Origin of the sequence: Parafrankia sp. Ea1.12 (genome assembly GCF_900465275.1) — a bacterium.
In the GTDB taxonomy this organism is placed as follows: domain Bacteria; phylum Actinomycetota; class Actinomycetes; order Frankiales; family Frankiaceae; genus Parafrankia; species Parafrankia soli.
In genome coordinates this window covers 1-20,755 of sequence record NZ_UBIZ01000613.1, presented here as the reverse complement: position 1 = coordinate 20,755, position 20,755 = coordinate 1, and the positions used below count along the sequence as shown (strand labels likewise).

General features: G+C 71.7%; 18 protein-coding genes. 8 read left to right on the top strand and 10 right to left on the bottom strand.

Features of this window, described 5'->3' with window-relative positions:
* Positions 1-109: 109 nt before the first annotated feature.
* Positions 110-1,186 (bottom strand): Zn-dependent alcohol dehydrogenase, encoded by a 1,077-nt coding sequence (locus tag FMEAI12_RS33070; protein WP_112109060.1) that lies wholly within the window; start codon positions 1,184-1,186, stop codon positions 110-112.
* 236 nt (positions 1,187-1,422) lie between these two features.
* Between FMEAI12_RS33070 and FMEAI12_RS33065 the strand changes: the two genes are divergently transcribed.
* On the top strand, positions 1,423-2,238 hold the full coding sequence (locus tag FMEAI12_RS33065) for an SDR family NAD(P)-dependent oxidoreductase (RefSeq protein ID WP_112109109.1): 816 nt from the start codon (positions 1,423-1,425) through the stop codon (positions 2,236-2,238).
* A 106-nt stretch (positions 2,239-2,344) separates the two neighbouring features.
* Positions 2,345-2,536, top strand: a complete 192-nt coding sequence (locus FMEAI12_RS33060) for a ferredoxin (RefSeq protein ID WP_020464245.1) — start codon at positions 2,345-2,347, stop codon at positions 2,534-2,536.
* A gap of 90 nt (positions 2,537-2,626) precedes the next feature.
* On the opposite strand, the gene FMEAI12_RS33055 is transcribed toward FMEAI12_RS33060, so the two are convergent.
* The 7 genes from FMEAI12_RS33055 to FMEAI12_RS33025 form a co-directional block, all read right to left on the bottom strand.
* Entirely contained in the window at positions 2,627-3,052 is a 426-nt protein-coding gene (locus FMEAI12_RS33055) for a nuclear transport factor 2 family protein (RefSeq protein WP_112109108.1), read from the bottom strand.
* 22 nt (positions 3,053-3,074) lie between these two features.
* Positions 3,075-4,271: an SRPBCC family protein gene (locus FMEAI12_RS33050; RefSeq protein ID WP_071067145.1), complete on the bottom strand. Its 1,197-nt coding sequence runs from the start codon at positions 4,269-4,271 to the stop codon at positions 3,075-3,077.
* A gap of 143 nt (positions 4,272-4,414) precedes the next feature.
* Entirely contained in the window at positions 4,415-5,620 is a 1,206-nt protein-coding gene (locus tag FMEAI12_RS33045) for an amidohydrolase family protein (protein ID WP_112109059.1), read from the bottom strand.
* 216 nt (positions 5,621-5,836) lie between these two features.
* Positions 5,837-7,048: an acyl-CoA dehydrogenase family protein gene (locus FMEAI12_RS33040; RefSeq protein WP_112109058.1), complete on the bottom strand. Its 1,212-nt coding sequence runs from the start codon at positions 7,046-7,048 to the stop codon at positions 5,837-5,839.
* On the bottom strand, positions 7,045-8,250 hold the full coding sequence (locus FMEAI12_RS33035) for an acyl-CoA dehydrogenase family protein (protein ID WP_020464250.1): 1,206 nt from the start codon (positions 8,248-8,250) through the stop codon (positions 7,045-7,047). The genes FMEAI12_RS33040 and FMEAI12_RS33035 overlap by 4 nt, the downstream gene beginning before the upstream one ends.
* On the bottom strand, positions 8,247-9,347 hold the full coding sequence (locus FMEAI12_RS33030) for an acyl-CoA dehydrogenase family protein (protein ID WP_112109057.1): 1,101 nt from the start codon (positions 9,345-9,347) through the stop codon (positions 8,247-8,249). Before FMEAI12_RS33030 ends, FMEAI12_RS33035 begins: the two co-directional genes overlap by 4 nt.
* On the bottom strand, positions 9,344-10,492 hold the full coding sequence (locus FMEAI12_RS33025) for an acyl-CoA dehydrogenase family protein (RefSeq protein WP_112109056.1): 1,149 nt from the start codon (positions 10,490-10,492) through the stop codon (positions 9,344-9,346). Before FMEAI12_RS33025 ends, FMEAI12_RS33030 begins: the two co-directional genes overlap by 4 nt.
* Positions 10,493-10,563: 71 nt before the next feature.
* On the opposite strand from FMEAI12_RS33025, the gene FMEAI12_RS33020 reads away from it, so the two are divergent.
* Positions 10,564-11,379 (top strand): FadR/GntR family transcriptional regulator, encoded by an 816-nt coding sequence (locus tag FMEAI12_RS33020; protein WP_112109055.1) that lies wholly within the window; start codon positions 10,564-10,566, stop codon positions 11,377-11,379.
* Between the two features lie 46 nt (positions 11,380-11,425).
* Here the strand turns inward: FMEAI12_RS33020 and FMEAI12_RS33015 are convergent, their stop codons facing one another.
* Complete coding sequence (locus FMEAI12_RS33015) at positions 11,426-12,208, bottom strand: SDR family NAD(P)-dependent oxidoreductase (protein WP_112109054.1); 783 nt, start codon at positions 12,206-12,208, stop codon at positions 11,426-11,428.
* Positions 12,205-13,908: an amidohydrolase family protein gene (locus FMEAI12_RS33010; protein ID WP_112109053.1), complete on the bottom strand. Its 1,704-nt coding sequence runs from the start codon at positions 13,906-13,908 to the stop codon at positions 12,205-12,207. Before FMEAI12_RS33010 ends, FMEAI12_RS33015 begins: the two co-directional genes overlap by 4 nt.
* Positions 13,909-14,252: 344 nt before the next feature.
* Between FMEAI12_RS33010 and FMEAI12_RS33005 the strand changes: the two genes are divergently transcribed.
* The 5 genes from FMEAI12_RS33005 to FMEAI12_RS32985 all read left to right on the top strand — a co-directional run bounded on the left by FMEAI12_RS33005 (position 14,253) and on the right by FMEAI12_RS32985 (position 20,191).
* The gene (locus FMEAI12_RS33005; protein WP_112109052.1) at positions 14,253-14,927 is read left to right on the top strand and encodes a TetR/AcrR family transcriptional regulator; all 675 of its coding nucleotides are present in this window, start codon (positions 14,253-14,255) and stop codon (positions 14,925-14,927) included.
* 414 nt (positions 14,928-15,341) lie between these two features.
* Positions 15,342-16,823 carry an aldehyde dehydrogenase gene (locus FMEAI12_RS33000; RefSeq protein ID WP_112109051.1) on the top strand — a complete coding sequence of 494 codons (1,482 nt, stop codon included), beginning with the start codon at positions 15,342-15,344 and terminating at the stop codon, positions 16,821-16,823.
* Between the two features lie 126 nt (positions 16,824-16,949).
* Positions 16,950-17,282, top strand: coding sequence for a DUF4286 family protein (locus FMEAI12_RS32995; RefSeq protein ID WP_071067129.1), 333 nt, complete (start codon positions 16,950-16,952; stop codon positions 17,280-17,282).
* Between the two features lie 98 nt (positions 17,283-17,380).
* Positions 17,381-18,889: an aldehyde dehydrogenase family protein gene (locus FMEAI12_RS32990; protein WP_112109050.1), complete on the top strand. Its 1,509-nt coding sequence runs from the start codon at positions 17,381-17,383 to the stop codon at positions 18,887-18,889.
* Positions 18,890-18,967: 78 nt separating this feature from the next.
* Positions 18,968-20,191: a cytochrome P450 gene (locus FMEAI12_RS32985; protein WP_112109049.1), complete on the top strand. Its 1,224-nt coding sequence runs from the start codon at positions 18,968-18,970 to the stop codon at positions 20,189-20,191.
* The last annotated feature ends 564 nt before the right edge of the window (positions 20,192-20,755 follow it).

Below are 20,755 nucleotides of genomic sequence, written 5' to 3'. Positions count from 1 at the left end.
TCGCGTTCCCTCCCGACACGTCGGCGGTGAGTCCGCCGACCCCGGCGGCGAACCCCGTTCCGAGGGTCACCCGCGGTCGCCCCTCTGCGCCACCTTCAGACGACCGCCGCTAAATGATCACGGTCCGGGTGCCCTCGGCACGGTCGAGCAGCGCGATGCCCTCGTTGATGTCGTCCAGCCGGATCCGGTTGGACACCATGCCGCCGAGGTCGAGCCGGCCGGTCTCGGCCAGCCGGATGAACCTCGGCATGTCGCGCAGGATCTGGGCGCCGCCCACCACGGACCCGGCGAGACGCTTGCCGGAGAAGATCGCAGAGATGGCCGGCAGGGTCAGGGTCGCGCTCGTGGACGGCATGCCGACCAGCGTGACCGCCCCCTGCTTACGTGCCATGTCGAAGGCCTGCACCATCAGGTTGGGCAGACCGACGACCTCGAAGCTGAAGTCCACCCCGCGCCCCTCGGTCAGCGCGCGCACCTGCTCGACCGGGTCGGCCTCCGCCGGGTCGACCACGTGGGTCGCGCCGACTCGCAGGCTGGCCTCACGGCGGGCGGGCACGAGGTCGATGCCGATGATGGTGGCCGCGCCGGAGATGCGCGCGCCCTGGATCACCGACTGCCCGACCCCGCCACAGCCGATCACCGCGACGGACGAGCCGGGGGTCACGCCGGCGGTGATGAGCGCCGCGCCGAGCCCGGTGGTCACCCCGCAGCCGAGCAGCGCCAGCTCCTCGTCGGCCAGGTCGGTGTTGGTCGGCACGACCGAGGCCTCGTCGACCACCATCGCCTCGGCGAACGTGCCGCAGCCGCACACGGCGGCCGCCGTGCGGCCGTCGGCCAGCTTGAACCGCGGCGCCGCCTTGACCGGCCCGCCGAGCTCGCAGTGGTTGGACATGCCGTTGACGCACCACCAGCAGGTGCCGCAGGCCGGCGACACGGCGGCGAGCACCCGCTGGCCCACCTTCACCCGGCGGACCTCGGAGCCCACCTCCTCGACCACACCGCACGCCTCGTGACCGGGAACGATCGGAAGCGGCAGGGGCGAGTGCCCGTTGATGACGTGGAGGTCGGTGTGGCAGATACCGCTCGCGGCGATGCGCACGAGCACATCCCGCGGGCCCACGGCGGGCTGGTCGAGATCCTCGACGACCAGCGGCTTCTCGGCCTCGTACGCGACAGCGACCCGCACTGGCGATCCTCCCATCAGCACCGCCGGCCCAGGGACCGTGAGGGGGCCGCGCGCAACGCCGAGGGTATTTCAGTAACCGCTCACTCCACAAGAGGTCCACCAGCAGCTCTGTTCTGCATTGCGATCAGCCCCGCACGAGGCAGGTAAGTATGTGAGCACCCTGTTATCATGGCGCCCTACGGATCCGTCCCATGGCGTGCCGGGCCCGGCGCGACGACGTCGATCGTGAGGTTTTCGTGGGATCGTTGGATGGCCGCGTAGCAATCGTCACCGGCGCCAGTCGCGGTATCGGGTCGCGCATTGCCGCGCGCCTGGCCGCGGAAGGAGCGGCGGTCGCTCTGGTCGCGCGCACGGTCGACGCCGGTACTTCCCGGCTGCCAGGCTCGATCACCGAAGTGATCGAGAACATCAAGGCCGGCGGCGGTCACGCCGTCGCCATTCCCGCCGATCTCACCGCGCCCGACGATGTCGAGACGATCATCGAACGTGCGGAGGCAGCCGTCGGCCCGGCGGACATTCTGGTCAACAACGCCGGAGTCAATTTCTACGGACCTGCGCTCGACATCCCGCCGCGCCGTTACGGGCTGATGTTCCAGATGATGGTCCACACCCCGTTCCGGCTCTGCCAGCTCGTGGTTCCCGGGATGGTCAGCCGCGGGCAGGGCTGGATCGTGAACATCACGTCCAAGCAGGCCCGGCACCCGATCGGCCCGCCCTACCCGGAGTGGGCCAGCGACGGGTGCGTCCCCTACGGCATGTGCAAGGCCGCGCTGGACCGCCTGACCACCGGCCTGGCCGCGGAGCTCGAGGGCACCGGGGTGGCGGTGAACGCGCTCGGGACGTCCGGGCTGGTCATGACGCCCGGTGTCGCCGCCGTCTCGCCGCACACTCCGGACAACGCCCCGGTGGAACCGGACGAGGCCATGGCCGACGCGGCCCTGCTGCTGTGCAGCGGGAACCCCGCGGAGCTGACCGGGCGGATCACCTACAGCATGGAATACCTTGGCAGGCCGTTCCCGGACGGGCCGTGGGCCCTGTCCGCCACGTTCTGACCAGCGACCACAACCTGATCAGAGAACACCACTGATCAGAGACCACCACGCTTTCCGACCGGCCCGGCGGCAGGGCTGCCGCCGGGCCACGAGTGAAGGAGGACCCGTGCGTATCGAGGTCGACCCGGACCGGTGCGAGGGGCACGCTCGCTGCTGGGACATCAGCCCCAGCGTCTTCGAGCTGGACGAGCAGGGCCACGGGACGGTCATCCTGCCGGAGGTCCCGGCGGAGCTGGCCGAGCAGGCGGCGGACGCCGCCCGCAACTGCCCGGAGCGTGCGATCACCGTCAGCGACTGAGGTCGCCAGACCGGAGATGCCCGCCGGCACGTGATGTGCCGGCGGGCTTCTTCGGGTCTGCGCGGACCGCGGTCCCGGCCGGTGTCCGCCTCAGCTGGCGTCGAGCGTCCCCATCAGCAGATGGGTGTCCTGCTGGAAGACACGGATCTCGCGGACCAGTCCGCCCGTCACCGTGAACAGCTCGACCACGTCCACCGTCGCCGAACGGCCGGTGGACTTCGCCGTCCAGGTCTGGGTGGTCTGCTGGACGACCAGCTCACCGCACCCGACGATCCTGGGTGGGCTGATGACGCGGCTCCAGTACCTGCCGAACTCGGCGCCCATCCGCTGCGCGCCGGCGTGGCCCTCGTACCAGCCGCCGTGCGGCAGGGACGCCGGCTGCTGCATCCGGATCTCCGGGTCGAACAGCGCGAACGCGCCGTCCATGTCCGCGGAGAGGAACCGCCGCGCCAGCTCCTCGACGAGCGCGGCGGAGTCCCTGGGGGCGAACTCCGACTCGGTCGCCTTCTCCTCAATCGCCTTGTCCTCGGCGCCCACGTCACTTCCCAGCCGGGGCGGACTCGCCGGCCTGCGCGGCCCTGCGCTCCCGGTACGCCTGGATCGTCTCGGTGAAACCGTGGTGCAGGTGCTGCGGAGCCGGCTCGTTACGCCCGAACACCACCGTGTCGACGATCCCGGCCCGGATGCCGGGCTCCGTGCGGCCGGCGACCCAGAAGTCCTCGCCGTCCACCACCGTCTCGCAGATCCACGGCGCCATGTCGACGGCCTTGGCCCGCTCCTCGGGGGACAGCCCGGGACGCAGGTAGACCGAGTGCAGGACCCGCGACGTGCTGCTGTCGACGGGCAGGATCTGCCACAGCTCGACGTGCCGGCTGTCGAAAGTCAGGCAGGTGTTGGGGAACAGCGAGTACTGCGGGCTGAAGTGCTGTGTGACGTCGCCCCACTCGCTCTCCGGGGTGTCCCGCAGCGCGTCGATGGAACGCAGCGCCGAGGCGTTGCGCAGGTGCCGCCCGAGCGGGTCGAAGGTCAGCACCCCTCCGTAGGCGTAGGTGCGCAGCGTCTTCCGGTGCAGATAGTTGAAGTGGTAGTTCTCCCGGAAGGTGTCGAGGGTGACCTTCCAGTTCGCGGCGACCTCGTGCGGGTGCGGCTCGCTGTGCTGCTCCCAGTCGGCGAAGTCCAGCATCTCGAGCTCGCCCGCGAGCTCCGGGCCGAGGTAGTCGTCGATGTCGAGCGGCTGGCCGGGGCGCAGCCGCCCGACGATGAGCCCGTAGCCCTCGGCGACCGGGAGCTCCACAAGGCCCTTGTCCTCCAGGCACATCCCCTCGAAGTACTCCGACGAGGGCACCCCGACCAGCCTGCCCTCGTTGTCGTAGCTCCAGGAGTGGAACGGACAGCTGAACCGCGCGGCCTTGCCCGCGCCGTCGACGAGCCGCACGCCGCGGTGGCGGCAGACGTTCGTCAGTGCCCGGACCTGGCCCCTGGCGTCCCTGGTCAGCAGGATCGGCGTCCCGAGGATGTCGACCGTCCGGTAGGAGTCCGGCCCGACGAGAGCGCCCGAAAGGCCCAGCACGAGCGGCTGGTCGAGGAAGAGCGCCTCGACCTCCTCGCGGTAGTGCTCGGCCGAGTAGATGTCCGTGGACACCTCGAGGACCGACTCGGCCTGGTCGGTGGTCCGGTTCTCGACGTGCTCGATCAGCCGGCGCACCAGCTCGTGGTCAAAAGCCTCTCTGTCCACGGTCACTCCCATCGTTCTGAAAGATTCTCCGCGGGTGCTGAATCCCGTGACCGGAACGAGGCCGCGGTCGTGATGATTCCAGCCGGTGCCGCCAGCCGGTACCGGCCAGCCGGCGACTCCCGTCCGGGAGACGCCGACCGAGCTCACAGCGTGATGGTCGCCGGGTCAGCAGGCGTGAAGTTGTAGACGCGGGCCGCGTTCCCGATCGTGATCTTGTGCTGGACCTCGTCGGAAAGGTGCCCGAGCCAGCCGCCGGCCAGCTTCACGGTGTCCGGCCAGGTGGAGTCCGAGTGCGGGTAGTCGCACTCGAGCATCACATTGTCCTCACCGATGATGTCGAGCAGGCGGACGCCGGCCTGGTCCTCGATGAAGGTGCCGAAAACGTGGTCGGCGAAGAGCTGGCGAATGTTGGTGTCGAGGTTGAACTTCGCCTCGCCCTTGGCCTCGCCGCGCTCGTGGGAGGCGTTCATGTCGATATCGAACCGCGACGCCCAGAACCGCTGCTTGTCGATGACCTGCTCAGCCCGCTCCAGGAAGTACGGAATCCAGCCGATCGAGCCCTCGGAAAGAGCGATCTTGAGGTTCGGGAACCGGTCGAAAATGCCACTGAACAGCCAGTCCAGCAACGTGCCGGCCTGGTTCGCCGCCGCCGAGTAGGCCATGAAGGCCAGCGTCGGCATGTCCGGCGAGGTGCGGATCAGGTTGGACGACGACCCGACGTGCATCGAGATCACGTAGCCGGTCTCGTCGCAGGCCTCGAACATCGGCTCCCAGAAGTCGGTGTGGATCGACGGGAGACCGAGCTTGGTCGGGTTCTCCGAGAAGGCGATCGAGCGGCCGCCGCGGGCCGCCGTCCGCCGGATCTCGGCCGCCGCGGCCACCGGGTCCCACAGCGGAATGATCATCATGGGGATGAAGCGGCCGGGGTAGGCCGCGCCGAACTCCTCCAGGATGAAGTCGTTCCACGCCTGGACGCAGAGCAGCCCGAGCTCCTTGTCCTTGGCCTCGTGGAAGACCTGGCCGCAGTACCGCGGGAACGACGGGAACAGGATCGACGACAGCACGTTGCCCTGGTTCATGTCGGCCACCCGGGCCGCGGGCTCGTAGCAGCCGGGGCGCATGTCCTCGTACGAGATCGGCTCCGGCGAGAACTCCTCGCGGGTCTTGCCCGCCACGGCGTTCAGGCCGGTGGTGACGATCTGGCGGTCCTCGTAGACCCAGAACTCCGACTTACCGTCCCGCACGATGCGGGGCCCGGTGTCGCGCCAGCGCTGTGGCAGGCGCTCCTGCCACAGCCGCGCCGGCTCGATGAGGTGGTCGTCGACCGAAATGAACCAGCTGAACGACACAAGTCCTCCCTGACTTCGGCGCAAGAAAGCGAACGCTCACGTATATGGTAGCTCAGCGCGCAGCCGGAGCACCAGTGAAGCCGCCGGGCTGGTCGACGAACGGTCCGCTACCTGCGCCAACGCCGCGGGCGGGCCCGGCGGCGAGCCCGGCCGGCGCGGGGACCAGCCCGCCGGCCGGGCCGCCAGGCCCGCCAGTCCGCCTACTCGGTGGGCGGTCTACTCGGTGAGCGGGTCGTCCGCCGGCTCGGCGAACCGCGCGGCGAGACGGGCACGGTGCGCGGCGGGCGCGCCGAACAGCGCCCGGCCCAGCAGCGCCCGCTTGAGGTAGACGTGGACGCCGCCCTCCCAGGTGTACCCGATGCCGCCGTGAAGCTGCATGGCCCGGCCGGCGACGTCGACGGCCGCGACACAGACGTAGGACTTCGCCCGCGACACGGCCACCCCGGCCTGCGGGTCGTCGGACGCCACCGCGGCCACCCCCGCCGCCAGCAGCTCCCGGCCCACCGAGATCCGCACGAACATGTCGGCGCAGGCGTGCTTCACCGCCTGGAACGACCCGATCGGACGTCCGAACTGCCGCCGGGTGCCGGCGTAGTCGACGGTGGCCTCGAGCATCGCCTCGGCCAGGCCGAGGCAGTCGCAGGCCACGGCCAGCGCCGCGCGGTCCAGCAGGCGACGGACGGACTCCTGCGGGTCCGTTCCGAACTGCCACACCGACCCGGCGTCGACCACCGCGCCGTCCACGGTGACGGTGCCCAGGCTGCGGGTCTCGTCGACGACCGGCTGCCCGGTGACGGTGACCCCGGGGTCGTCCGGGCGGACCCGCACCACCACGGGCACGCCCGTCGGGTCGAGGGCCACCAGGAGCAGCTGGTCGGCCTCGGCCGCGTCGAGCACGAAGCCGGCGGTGCCGTCGACCCGCGCCCCCCCGCCGACACCGGGCGCGTCGCCGGGCGTCGCCGGGCGGACGTGGAACGGGATGGTGACGTCGTCACCGGCCGGCAGCGCGACGGCGAGGCGCTGCTCGCCGGCGGCCACCGCGGCCAGCAGTTCGTCCCGGCCGGCGCCGGGCTCGAGCAGGCGCAGCGCGCCGACCCCGAGCACGGCCGAGCCGAGGTAGCCGCTGCTGGCGGCGGCCCGGCCGATCTCGTGCAGCACGACCGCGACCTCGGCGAAGGTCGCGCCGGCGCCGTCGAGCTCCTCGGGCACCTCCAGCCCCAGCCAGCCCGAGCCGGCCAGCAGCGACCAGTCGACCGGGACGGGCGCCTCGTCGTCGCCGGTGCGGCCGGTGGTCTTGCGGAGCATGTCGCGCGCCACGTCACGCAGCTCGCGGTGCAGCTCGCGCAGGTCGTCCACATCCTGCGGCGTGCTCGCGCCCACGGCGCCCACGGCGCCCGCCGGGCCCGCGGTGCCCGGACCGGCGCTCATGCCGGCACCACCGGCTCACGGGGCAGGCCGAGCCCGCGCTCACCGATGATCGTGCGCTGGATCTCGCTCGTGCCGCCGGGGATCGTCCACTCCCAGGAACCGATGAAGTCCAGCACCCAGGCCCCCGACTCCCAGCCGCTGGACGCCGGCTTGCGCAGCTCGGTGTGCGCCGGCAGCCCGGCGACCTCGACCGCGAAGTCCATCGTCCGCTGGAGCAGCTCGCTGTAGTAGAGCTTGACGACCGAGGCGTCCGCCGGGCCGGCGGTGCCGGCCTCGTGCCGCTCGACCAGCCCCAGACACAGCGCCCGCAGGCCGGCGATCTCGGTCTCCAGCTCGGCGAGGCGGTCCTGCACCCGGGGATCGTCGACGAGCCGCCCCCCGCCGGGTGCCGGCCCCCGGCACGCCTCGACCAGCCAGCGGAACCCGGCGTTGCCCAGCCGTTCGGCCAGTTCGAGCATCGTCATCCCCCGCTCGGCGCTGAGCGTCGCCTGGGCCACCTGCCAGCCCTGGTTCACCGGGCCGACCAGGTTCTCGGCCGGGATCACCACCCCGTTGAGGAAGATCTCGCAGAAGTGCGACTCGCCGGCCGCGTTGCGCACCGGACGGACGTCCAGCCCGGGTGAGCGCATGTCCATCAGGAAGTAGGAGATCCCGCGCCGTTTGGGCGCGGCGGGATCGGTGCGGGCCAGCAGCAGGCACCAGTCGGCGTGCGCGGCGCCGCTGGCCCACAGCTTCTGCCCGTCGACGACGAAGCCGTCACCCTCGCGACGCGCGGTGGTGCGCAGGCCGGCCAGGTCGGATCCGGCCTCGGGCTCGGAGAAGCCCTGCACCCAGATCTCGCCGTCGAGGATCGCGGGCAGGTGCCGCGCCCGCTGCTCGTCGGTGCCCGCGGCGAGCAGCGTCGAGGCGGCATGGTGGATGGAGACGAAGCCGAGCACCAGTCGCGGCGCGTCGTGGGCCGCGAGCTCCTGGTACAGCACCACCTGCTGGGCGGCCGGCATGCCGCCGCCCCACTCGGCGGGCCAGTGCGGGACGGCGTAGCCGCCCGTACGCAGCTCCTGGAACCAGGCCTGCTGGAAGGCCACGAACTCGGCGTCGCCGGCGACCGTCTGCGCGCGCCGCCAGTCGGCCGGCACGTGCTCCCGGCACCAGCGGCGGACCTCGGCGCGGAACTCCGCCAGGTCCTCGGTGGACGTGTTCATCGCGGCTGCCCCTCCTCACCGAAACCCGCGGCGGAACCCGCGCCGGCACGGGCGGCGGCTCCCGCGGGCCCGGCGAACGGGCCGGACAGGCCCGCCCGGCCGATCCGGCGGGTCAGGTGGTCGCGGGTGGCCGACAGGCTGAGCGGATGGCGGCGCACGGGCTGGCTGTAGCGGGAGATCCAGGACAGCGTGGTCTCGTCGCAGAAGCCCATCGCGCCGTGCAGCTGATGGGTCACCCGGAACACCAGGTCGGCCGCCTCCAGGGCGGCGTGCCGCAGCGCGAGCGCGTCCTCGACGGCGTCACCGTGGCCGGCCTGGACGCTCCACAGCGCGAACTTGGCCAGCTCCTCGACCCCGACCCGCTCGACCTCGGCGTCGGTCAGCTGGAACTGCACGCCCTGGAACCGGGCCAGCGGCTGGCCGAACTGCTGGCGGGCGAGGACGTGCGCCCGGGTCAGGTCGAGCGCCCGGTCGAGCATGCCGAGCAGCGTCCAGCACGGCAGCACCAGCGCGAGCGCGGCGTCCGCGCGGCCGTCGGCGGTGCCATCCTCCGTGCCGGTCCCGGTCCCGGTGGACGTCGCGACCGGCTCGGGGTCGAGCTCGGCGACGAACGCGCCGTAGCGGGGCCCCTCCGCCGGCGGGCGGGCGGTGGCCACGCCGCGGCGACCGTCCAGGGTGACCGTCGACCAGCGCTGGCCGAGCCCGGCGACCGCGGCCGCCGGGGTCGGGCCGGTGCCGACGCCGGCTCCGGTCCCGGCGGCGAGGACCAGGCCGGCCGTGGAGCCGTCCGCCGGCCGGCACAGCCGCTCGGCCAGCGGGTAGGGCAGCACCCACCAGCCGGCGGCCCGGCACAGCGCGGCCGCGGCCTCCAGTTCGTCGCCGCCGGCGCGCGGGTCGAGCTCCCAGGCGCCGATCTCGTCCAGCAGCGGCTCGATCAGGCCGGCCCGCTTCTCCGGCTCCCGCTCGGCGGCCTGGACGAGCTCGTCGCCGCCGGCCGCCTCGAAGGCGCGCAGGGCCGTCCGGCCGTACTCGGCGGCCTCGTCGCTCAGCTCGGTGTTCATGTCCGTGCTCGTGGCCGCGCCCAGGACGGCGGTCATGACGCCGCCAGCAGGGCGCGCGCCATCAGGATCCGCTGCATCTCCACGCTGCCCGAGGCCACGGTGGCCGACACCGAGTAGCGCCGGTGGTCGGCGACCGCGCGGCGGAACCGGCGGCCCGCCTCGTCGGGCAGGGACGCCTCGGCGACGATGTCCATGAGCACCTCCGCGCTCTCCTGGTCCAGCCGGGTCACCGCGATCCGGTAGGCGGCCGAGTCGTCGGGCCTGATCCGGCCGCTGGCCTGCAGTGCCACGACGCGGTAGGCGAGCAGCCGGGCCCGGCGGGCGTGCACGAGCATCCGGGCCCAGCGGCCGCGCAGCTCCTCGGGGAGCTTCTCCCACTGGTCACCGAGGGCGGTGGGAGCCTCGTGCAGCAGCCGCTCGACCCGGGCGTAGCGGGCGATACCCACCCGTTCGAAGGCCAGCACCTCCTGGACGAGCGACCAGCCCTCGTCCACGGTGCCGAGGACGTCCGCCTCGGTCACCCGCAGCTCGTCGAAGAACACCTCGTTGAGGTGATGTGGACCGATCATGCTGGCGATGGGACGGACCTCGATCGCGGGGTCGGACATCGGCACCAGGAAGACCGTGAGGCCCTGCTGCCGGCGGGCGCCCTTGGACGTCCGGGCCAGCAGGAAGCACCACTGCGCCATCGTGGCGTAGGAGGTCCAGACCTTCTGGCCGGTGACCCGCCAGCCGTCGCCGTCGCGGCGGGCGGTGGTGCGCAGGGAGGCGAGGTCGGAGCCCGCCTCGGGCTCGCTGAAGCCCTGGCACCAGATGACCTCGCCGCGGGAGATCGGAGGCAGGTGGCGGGCCTGCTGCTCGGCCGTGCCGTGCCGCATGATCGTCGGGCCGACCCAGTTGACGCCCATGTACTGCGCGCCGCGCGGCTCGTGCAGGGCCCACATCTCCTCGCGGACGGCCATCTGCTCCCACGGCGACGACTCGCGCCCGCCGAACTCGCGGGGCCAGGCCATGCACAGCAGGCCGCGCTCCGCGAGGGTCCGGCAGAACGCCTGGGCGACCTCGAGGTCAGCGGGGTCGGCGGTGAAGGCACCGAGGAAGTCGGGTGGCACGTGCTCACGGACCAGCTGACGAAGCTCCCGGCGCAGGGTCGCCACGCCCTCGCCCATCTCGTACTCCATGGACCGGAAAAGTAGTCCGAATCGCGTCAACCTTCAATACTTATAAGGATAACGAGCGGTATGCTCGCGGGGTGTCGATCAGCCGCCGCGGGCGCGTCTCGCAGGTTCGGATCGCCGAGACCGTCGCCGCGGCCCTGCGTGCGCGCATCCTCGCCGGCGACGGGACGGACGGATACCAGCTCCCGACCCAGGACCAGCTCGTCCAGGAGTTCGGGGTGAGCTATCCGTCCGTGCGGGAGGCCATCCGGATCCTGGAGACCGAGGGCCTGGTCACCGTGCGGCGCGGCAAGGTCGGCGGCGCCGAGGTGCACCGCCCCGACGAGGCGTCCGCCGCCTACCATCTCGGGCTCGCGCTGCAGGCCGGCCGGGTCACGCTGGGCGACCTGGCCACCGGGCTGCAGACCTTCGAGCCGCTGTGCGCCGCACAGTGCGCGGCGGCGCCGGACCGGCACGAGCGGATCGTCCCCGTGCTGCGGGCGAACGTCGAGGCCACGGCCGGGTTCGTGGGCACCGGCAGCGCGTTCACGCACGCCGCCCGCGAGTTCCACGAACTCGTCGTCGCGCTCACCCCGAACGCCACGATCCGCCACATCGTGAGCAGCCTGGTGGCGCTGTGGTCCGCCCAGGAACAGGCCTGGGCGGAGTCGGCCGCCAGCAGGGGCGCGTACCCCGCCGAAGTCGAGGCCGAGCAGGTCGTCCGCACGCACCGGCGGATCCTCACCGAGATCACGGCCGGCCGCGCGCCGGCGGCCGAGCGCATCACCCGCGCCCACCTCACCGCCTCACAGGCCTACCTCCTCGACCGGTTCGACGACAGCGTGGTCACCGTCACCGACGCGAGGTCCCGGCAGACGTACGCCGTCCCGAACCCCATCTGGCGCGTCTAGCCCGGGCGGTACGGCGCGCCCGGGCCAGCACGTCGAGCGTGGGCGGTCAGCGGGCCGTCCAGCCGCCGTCCACCGCGATGGTCTGGCCGGTCACGTACCGGCCCGCGTCGCTGACCAGCCACAGGACCGCGCCTAGGAAGTCCTCCACCCGGCCGTCGCCGGGCAGTGGGGTGTTCCGCCGCAGCCAGTTCTGGCCACTCTCGGTGTCGTAGAGGCTGTCGGTGATCTCGCTGCGGAAGAAGCCCGGGGCGATGGTGTTGACCCGGATCTCGTGCCGCGCCCACTGGACGGCCAGCTCGGAGGTGAGCCCGGACAGCCCCGCCTTGCTGGCCGCGTACGACGCCTGCGGGATGCCGGGGACACCGACGATGCCGCTGATCGACGAGATGTTGACCACCGCGCCCCGCCCGGCCGCCTTCATGTGCGGGAACACCGCCTGGCTGAGCCGGAGCGGAGCCACCAGGTTCAGCGCCAGGGTCCGGTTGATGGCGTCGAGCGGCTCGCTCTCGGCGCGTTCCTCGGTGAGGCGGGCACCGGCGGCGTTCACCAGGATCTCCGGCCCGCCGAGCTCGGCGGCGACCTGCGGCACCACGGCGTCGACCTGCTCCGGGTCGAGCAGGTCGGCGCCGACGGCCAGGCCGCCCAGCTCCTCCGCGAGCGCGAGGAGCCGGTCGCGGCGGCGCGCCACCACGGCCACCCGGGCACCGGCGGCGGCCAGCGCCCGCGCGATGCCCGCACCGAGGCCGGACGACGCCCCGGTCACCACCGCGACCCGGTCCTTGAGGGCGAACAAGTCGAACAACCCGAACTGATCGGGAACCGCTGTCATGCGGTCACGATCCGTCCCGGACGCTCCTCGGTCAACTCATCGCCCTCGATCAGGACACGGCCGTTGACGAGGGTGTAGTCGTAGCCCCGCGCCCGCTGGACGAACCGGTTCGCGCCGTGCGGGAAGTCCGCGAGCATTTCGGGGGTGTCCAGGTCGAGGCGATCCAGATCGATCACGTTGACGTCGGCGAAGGCGCCGGGCGTGAGGACGCCCCGGTCGGCGAGGCCGAACAGCTCGGCCCCCTCGGCGCTCAGCTTGCGCACCGCCGTGCCGACGTCCAGCAGGCCCTTGTCGCGCACCCAGTGCCGCAGCAGGAAGGTGGGCTGGCCCGCGTCCATGGTGAGGGCCACGTGCGCGCCGGCGTCCCCGACCCCGACGACGACGTCCGGGTTGGTGATCATCGCGGCGACGGCGTCGAGGTCCTGGTTGAGCACCGGGTAGTAGAGCAGCCCGCGGCCGTCGGTCTCCAGGGTGCAGGCGAGGAACGCCGCCGCCGGGCTGACCCCGCGGCGAGCCGCCTCGGCCGCCAGGCTGTTACCCGGGTCGACGTCGTACCGCGCCGGGCCGGGCGGGAGCAGGTACAGCTTCGACGGGTCCTTCGGCGCCAGCGGGCCCGACAGCTCGACCGGGTTCTCCGCCTCCTCGACCAGCGCGCGGCGCACCTCGGCGTCGCGGAGCGCCGCCAGCCGCTCCGCCCACGGCTGCTCCATGAACTTCGCCCAGCCCGGCAGCGCGTCGTACGGCGTGCGGCCGACGAGCCCGTAGAGGATGCCGCTGCCCCGGGCCGCGGTCTGCGGACGCAGGTCGGCGCCGCGGCCGCGGGCGGCGGCCACCTCGTCCATCACCCAGGACCACAGGCCGGGCCGGCGGTCGCTCTGCATGATCGCGAAGGTGAGCGGGCGCCCCGAGGCGCGGCTCACCTCCTCCATCCAGGCCAGCTCGGCGACGGAGTTCTGCCGCTCCGGTCCGTCCCGCTCGCCGATGCGGGGGACGACCTCGATCGTGCCGCGCCCGCGCGAGGCGAGGGCCCCGGCGATCGCGGCGAGCTCCGCCTGCAGGGCGTAGGTGCCCGGGACGGCGCGGCCGTCCGGCACGGTGTGCATGAAGCTGCGGGACGTCGAGAAGCCGAGGGCGCCGCCGTCGATCGCCTCGCCGACGACCGCCGCCATCTTCGCGATGTCCTCGTCGGTGGCGGGGGCCTCGTCCAGGCCACGTGGGCCCATGACGTAGTAGCGCAGCGCGCAGTGGCCGATCATGCCGCCGACGTTGACGCCGAGCTGCCGGCGGCCGAGCGCCTTCAGGTAGTCGCCGTAGCTCTCCCAGCTCCAGTCGATCCCGTCCATGATCGTGTCGGCCGGGATGTCCTCGACGGACTCCATCATCTCGGCGAGGTAGCGCTGCTCGCCGGGCCGCACGGGCGCGAACGTGACGCCGCAGTTGCCCAGGACGATGCTGGTCACGCCGTGCCACGAGGACGGGCTGGCCACCGGGTCCCAGAAGAGCTGCGCGTCGAGGTGGGTGTGGATGTCGACGAATCCCGGGGTCACCAGGCGCCCGCGGGCGTCGATCCGGCGGCGGCCGGGTTCGCTCACCTCACCGACCGCGGTGATCCGCTCCCCGTCGATCGCCACGTCCGCGCGACGGGGCGGCGAACCCGTCCCGTCGACCACCTCGCCGCCATAGATCACGATGTCGTGCATGGCATCCGTTCCTCCGGTCCGCCGGACGGGCGGTCGACTGATGAGTAAGCCCTCATTCATCAAAAATGCTAGGGAGGCTGGCCGTGTCCCGTCAAGCGGCACGGACGCCGCTCGTGGATCGCCGGAGCCGGGCACCCGCCGCCTACGACCCGCAGCCCGCATGATCTACGATCGCCGAGCTGCGCCCGCCAGGCGGTGACACGGACAACAATGTCACGGACGACAGTGACGCACATGACACCGAAATCGCGAGGGTGCGGCGTTTCTCGGAGCCGGTGATTCCCCCAGCTGAAGTAGTGTACGTTCATTCACTAGCTGTGGTACTAGGCGTGCCGGGAGGAACCATGGCCGAGCAGGTAGCCCACTCCCCCGACGCCACCGGGTCACAACGGCCTCGGCGGCTCACCGCCGAGGCCCGCAAGCGCTCGATCCTCAAGGCCGCCCGCCAGGCCTTCATCGAGACGGGCGACATGAACGGCACGACCATCAAGGCGATCGCCGAGCGTGGCGGAATCAGCGAAGGCGTGATCTACCGCCATTTCGAGAGCAAGGACCAGCTCTTCTACGAGGCCGTGGTCGAGCCGCTGCGCGAGGCCGTGGACGAGCTCGTCGCCGCGACCGAGGTCGTCGATCTCGAGGAGCCGCTGACCCCCGAGCGGCAGCTGCAGACGATGAACGGCCTCTACCGCCAGCTCATCTCCACCCTGGAGGAAGTCCTCCCGCTGCTGGGCCTGGTGCTCTTCGGCGATCCGAAGGTCGGCCGGCGGTTCTACCGCAAGCACTTCGCGGTCGCGATGGACCGGCTCGCCGATGCCTGGCGCGACGTCGAGGACCGCTACGGATTCGAGTTCGAGTCGCCCGACCTCTCCGCCCGCGCGGTGATGGGCATCGCCCTCGTCCTGGCCATGGAGAGCCGCCACAACGACCTGTTCAACCGCGATCGGGCGGTCGCCCTGATCAGCGAGAGCACGATCAAGGGCTTCTTCCCCGTCATCGAGCCCTCCCGCCGCCGGCGCTGACCCCACCCGGCCGGTCGCCCCACCCTGCCGGTCGCCCCACCTCCCAGCTGACGCCTGCGCCCGCTGCGGTGTCAGCGCCGAAGTGAGCTGTGTGTGTGCGATCAAGAGGATGGCTGAGCCAACTCGCTTCACTCGCCGGCCCCCGAGCGCCGGCCCCCCGAGCGCCGGCGGACGGTCGGATGCCGGCCGGCCGCGCCAGCCCGGAATACCTGTGAGGGCACGGCCACCCCGGCTCGTCGAATCGCTCTGGCCAGCACCTGGCCCGACGATCTGGCACGTTGGTAGCAAGTAAGCACTCACATGGTTGATAAGGTCGACGACCAGTGCGGACCACACCAACGAAGATCAATTCAAGCTAGCGAGCACTCGCTCATGGTGTTAGGCTCCGCCGAGAGTCACTCCCAGGGAGGCACTGTGCGTGACCGGCTGATGTACAGGGATGCGTTCTATATCAACGGCACCTGGGCCGCGCCGGCCGGCTCCGGGACTCTGAACGTGGTGTCGCCCTCGACCGAAGAGATCGTGGGCGCGTTACCCGAAGCCACCCGCGAGGACATGGACAGGGCGGTCCGCGCCGCGCGCGACGCCTTCGAGAACGGCCCCTGGCCACGGATGTCCGCGGCCGAGCGAGCCGACATCCTCGCCCGGGCCGCCGAGGCCCTGCGCAAGCACGAAACCGAGATCGCCCAGGTCACCACCGACGAGATGGGCTGCGCGACCAGCCAGGCCAAGGCCGCCCAGACCGGCCTGGTCGCCCCCGTCTTCGAGTACTACAGCGAGCTGGCCCGCAGCTACGAGTTCGAGCGGACCGTGCTGGCCGGTGACCGCGGCGCCCTGGTGACGCAGGAACCGGTCGGCGTGGTCGCCGCGATCGTTCCCTGGAACGCGCCGGTCACGCTGGCCGCGTGGAAGGCCGCTCCGGCGCTGGCCGCCGGCTGCACGGTCGTCCTCAAGCCGGCGCCCGAGGCCCCGCTGAGCAACTTCATCCTCGCCGACGCGATGGACGAGGCGGGTGTGCCGCCCGGCGTGGTCAACGTCGTCCCCGGCGGCCGCGAGGTCGGCGAGTACCTGGTCACCCACCCGGACGTCGCCAAGGTCGCGTTCACCGGGTCGACGGCTGCCGGCCAGCGGATCATGAGTCTGTGCGGCGAGGCCGTCCGGCGGGTCTCCCTCGAGCTGGGCGGCAAGTCGGCCTCGATCCTGGTCGACGACGCCGACTTCGACACCGTCGTCCCGACTGTCGTGCGCGGCGGCATGCACCTCTCCGGCCAGGTCTGCGGTGCGCACACCCGCGTCCTGGTGCCGCGGTCGCGCTACGAGAAGGTGCTCGAGATCGCCGCCGCGGCCGCCGCGGGCGTCTCGGTCGGCGACCCGCACGACCCCTCCGTCTTCGTCGGCCCCCTGGTCGCCGAGCGGCAGCGGACGCGGGTCGAGGGCTACATCGAGGGCGCGGTGCGCGACGGCGCCCGCGTGGTCGCCGGCGGCGTCCGCCCGGAGCACCTGCCGCGGGGCTGGTACGTCGCCCCGACCATCATCGGCGACGTCGACAACAACATGCGGATCGCCCGGGAGGAGATCTTCGGGCCGGTCCTCTGCTTCCTCCCCTACGACGACCTCGACGACGCCGTCCGCATCGCGAACGACTCCCAGTACGGGCTGTCCGGCGGTGTGTGGTCGGCCGACCCGGCACGCGGCGTGGAGGTCGCCCGGCGCATCCGCACCGGCAGCGTGGCCGTCAACGGCGCCTATCCGCCGTTCCCGCTGGTGCCCTTCGGTGGGTTCAAGCAGTCCGGTCTCGGCCGTGAGCTCGGCCCCGAGGGCCTGGCCGGCTTCCTGGAGACCCGCAGCATCGGGCTTCCCGCCGCGCTCGTGACGGCGTCCCAGCCGACCCCGTGACACCGGGTGCGGGAAACGTCTCCTGACGGGGACAGCGCGGCTTAGCATCCACCTCGTCCGGGATACCGACGCCTTCCGCCGCGGAGAACCGTCCCGGGCAGCCGCCAACGACACCGGGAGGATCGCGTGCCGAAGGGCATTCTGGTCGTGCAGACCCGTCCCGTCTCCGCCGAGCGCGAGGACGAGTACAACAAGTGGTATTCCGAGGAGCACGTGCCCGACATCCTCAAGATCCCCGGTTTTGTGGGCGCGCGCCGTTACCGGGTTCGCGACACCGCCGACGTGACGGCCGATCCGGGGACGCTCGAGTACATAACCATTTACGAGATCGAGGCTGACGACCTCGCCACACCGCTGCAGGACCTGCGCGCCTCGTCGAACGCCGGCCGCGTCCGGCGCAGCAGCTCGCTGCAGACCGACCCGCCGCCGATCCGGACCTTCTACGAGCTCATCGACTAGCACGGCGGGACGGCCCTGGTGCCGGGCACCAGGGCCGGGCACCTACCCGAGGCCACCGAACCAACCCCGCCACTGACCCGCCACAAAGAGGAGAACCGGTGTCGACACTCACGCCCCCCGACGCGGTGGCGCTCCCGTTCCTCGGCGGCGGGCCACGGCGGTTGCTGATCGGCGGAGAATGGAGCGAGGCGGCCTCCGGCCGGACCTTTCCCAGCATCAACCCGTCCACCGGCGAGACGCTGACCGAACTGGCCGAGGGCGGCACCGAGGACGTCAACCGGGCCGTCGCCGCGGCGCGCGCGGCCTTCGAGGGCCCGTGGCGGCGCATGCTCCCCAGTGAGCGGCAGGACCTGATCTGGGCGTTCGCGGACGCGGTCACGGCCCACCAGGAGGAGCTGAAGCTGCTCGAGGCGCTCGACATGGGCGCGCCGATCGGGCGCCGCCGCCCCGGGACGAAGCCGGGCTCGTCCTGGGAGGCCGGCGTCCTGCGCTACTTCGCCGGCTGGGTTACCAAGATCCACGGGGAGACCATCCCCAACTCGATCCCGCGCCAGGTCCTCAGCTACACGCTCAAGGAGCCGATCGGGGTGGTAGCCGCGATCGTGCCCTGGAACCGGCCGGTCAGCAACGCCATCTGGAAGATCGCGCCCGTGCTGGCGGCGGGATGCACGATGGTGCTCAAGCCCGCCGAGGAGGCCAGCCTCGCCGCGCTGCGGCTCGGTGAGCTGCTCACCGAGGTCGGGATCCCGCCCGGCGTGGTGAACATCGTGACCGGCCCCGGGGAGACGGCCGGCGCGGCCCTGTCTGCGCATCCGGACGTCGACAAGGTGGCCTTCACCGGGTCCACGACGACCGGGCAGCACATCGTGCGGGCGGCGGCCGGCAACCTGAAGCGGGTCTCCCTGGAGCTGGGCGGCAAGTCGCCCGATGTGGTCTTCGCCGACGCGGACCTGGATCGGGCCGTGCCCGGCGCGGCGATGGCAGTGTTCACGAACTCCGGCCAGATCTGCTGCGCGGGAACCCGCATCTTCGTAGAGCGGTCGATCCACGACGAGTTCGTCGAGCGGATCGCCACGTTCGCCGCGAACCTGCAGGTCGGCAACAGCCTCGACCCGAAGACCAGGATCGGGCCGCTGGTCTCGGCCGAGCAGCTCGAGCGCGTCGTCGGCTACCTCGACCTCTCCAGGGAGGAGGGCGCGCGGGCCGCCGCCGGCGGTGCCCGCATCGAGACCGACGACCTGGCCCGGGGCTACTTCGTCGCGCCGACCGTCCTCACCGACGTGCACGACGAGATGCGGGTGGTGCGAGAGGAGATCTTCGGCCCGGTCGCCTGCGTGCTGCCCTTCGACTCGATCGAAGAGGTGACGGCCCGCTCCAACGACACCGAGTTCGGCCTGGCCGGCGGGGTGTGGACACGGGACATCGGCAAGGCCCACCGGATGGCGCGCGACCTGCGGGCCGGAACGGTGTGGGTGAACAACTTCAACCTCATGGACCCGGCCGTTCCCTTCGGTGGATACAAGGCCAGCGGCTGGGGCCGGGAGATGGGGCACCAGGCGCTCGACGAGTACCTCAACGTCAAGTCGGTCTGGATCGACACAGCCTGATCCGGGCGGCCGGGTGCGGGCGCCCTGGCGGAAACGAACACAACTACCCGTGAACGTCTCGGAGAAAGTGAGGACCAGATGCCCACGCCTGCCGCCGCCCCGATGCCCGACGAATGGTGCCTGAAGGACTTCGACCACCTCTCGCATGACCTGGCGGCCGTCTTTCCCGAGACGATGGACCGGATGCGGACCTTATGCCCGGTCACGCACACCGGGCAGCACGGCGGCTTCTGGGTGGTGACGAAGTACGGGGACGTCCTCAACGTCGCCCAGGACTGGGAGTCGTTCAGCTCCGCCTACGGGCTGGCGATCCCGCCGAGCACGACGCACGTCCGCAACATCCCGGTGGAGGTCGACCCGCCGGAGCAGCGCGTCTACAAGAAGCTGGTGAACTCGCACTTCACGCCGAAAGCGATCGCGGGCTGGGAGGCCCCGGCACGCGCGCTCGTCACCGACCTCATCGACGAGTTCATCGAGCGCGGCGAGTGCGAGTTCATGGACGACTTCGCCCGCCCGTTCCCGAGCCTGTCGTTCTTCAAGTTCGCGTTGGACGCCCCCACCGAGGACCTCGACAAGGTCTCCTTCCTCGCCTCCAAGGCCTCCATTCCGAACGACCCGATCGGTAAGGAGTGCTGGGCCGGTCTCTCCGAGTGGATCAACGGTTTCGTCGAGCAGCGGCGGCAGCGCCCGCCCCGCGGTGACGTCGTCGACGCCCTCCTCAAGGCGGAGTTCGAGGGCCGCCCGCTGACCCAGAAGGAGATCGTCGGCATCGTCCAGCTCCTCATCCTGGGTGGGCTCGAGACGACGGCCGGGGCGCTCGGTCTGATGCTGCTGCGTTTCAGCCGGCAGCCGGAGATCCCCGCCTACCTGCGCTCGCATCCTGAGCGGATTCCCGCCGGGGTGGAGGAGCTGCTGCGGCTCGACGGGCCGTTCATCGCGATCGCCCGGACCGCCACCCGGGACATCGAGCTCGACGGCAAGCAGATCAGCAAGGGCGACCGGGTCCTCATCTACTGGGCCTCCGCCAACCACGACGACGCCGAGTTCCCGAACCCGAAGACCTTCGACATCGACCGCTCGCCGAACCGCCATCTCGCGTTCGGCGCCGGGCCGCACCGCTGCCTCGGCTCGAACGTCGCCCGGCTGAACATGCGGATCGCCCTCGAGGAGCTGCTTCGGCGGATGCACGACATCCGCCTCCGCGAGGATGCCGACATCCACTTCCACTCGACCCTCACCCGGGCGCCCCTGCACGTCCCCATCACCTTCACCCCCGGCCCCCGTTCCGCGCCGGTCGGCTGACCCGGGCACCGGAGCCGCCGGCCGGTTGATCAGGGACGCGCGCTCCGCACGGTCTCCCGGACGGGTTCGCTGCCGGGGCCTGTCCGCACACCATCGCCACGAACACCAGTGCGATCCGGCTCTGCGAGTCGCTCGGGTTCACCCGCCGGGCCCGCCCAGTTGGCCGCCTGGTTGGGTCGAGCAGGGATACCGGCGCGAGCGCGCCATGTCCGGACCACCCCGGCACAGCCCCGCCAGACCGCCCCACCACACCGCGAAGATCAGAAACAGACCACACGCGGTACACGCCGCCAAGATCCACAGCGAGCACTCAAGAGCGCACCGCACTCGATGCTGGAATTCCGGGGCCTGGGTTTGGGTGTGGTGGGGGTCGGAATGGTGGCTGTGTGTCGTGGGGTATTTTCCGCCCCGAGGCGGTGTTGCCTGATGGTTCATCACCACCCCCTCCCGCCGTGCCAGCCTTGTGTTGCGGTTCGACGTATGAATGTGGGTGGGTGACGCGCGTCGCCCCGAACGGGCCCGTCCAGACGAACGTTCCTTCCTGTGGTTGTGTCAGCCGCCAAC

Excerpts from the sequence above, each read along its gene's own strand:
- FMEAI12_RS33040 (WP_112109058.1), bottom strand. The coding sequence starts at position 7,048 with ATGAGCGCCGGTCCGGGCACCGCGGGCCCGGCGGGCGCCGTGGGCGCC.
- FMEAI12_RS33035 (WP_020464250.1), bottom strand. The coding sequence starts at position 8,250 with ATGAACACGTCCACCGAGGACCTGGCGGAGTTCCGCGCCGAGGTCCGC.
- FMEAI12_RS33030 (WP_112109057.1), bottom strand. The coding sequence starts at position 9,347 with ATGACCGCCGTCCTGGGCGCGGCCACGAGCACGGACATGAACACCGAG.
- FMEAI12_RS33025 (WP_112109056.1), bottom strand. The coding sequence starts at position 10,492 with ATGGAGTACGAGATGGGCGAGGGCGTGGCGACCCTGCGCCGGGAGCTT.
- FMEAI12_RS33015 (WP_112109054.1), bottom strand. The coding sequence starts at position 12,208 with ATGACAGCGGTTCCCGATCAGTTCGGGTTGTTCGACTTGTTCGCCCTC.
- FMEAI12_RS33010 (WP_112109053.1), bottom strand. The coding sequence starts at position 13,908 with ATGCACGACATCGTGATCTATGGCGGCGAGGTGGTCGACGGGACGGGT.
- FMEAI12_RS33005 (WP_112109052.1), top strand. The coding sequence starts at position 14,253 with ATGGCCGAGCAGGTAGCCCACTCCCCCGACGCCACCGGGTCACAACGG.
- FMEAI12_RS32985 (WP_112109049.1), top strand. The coding sequence starts at position 18,968 with ATGCCCACGCCTGCCGCCGCCCCGATGCCCGACGAATGGTGCCTGAAG.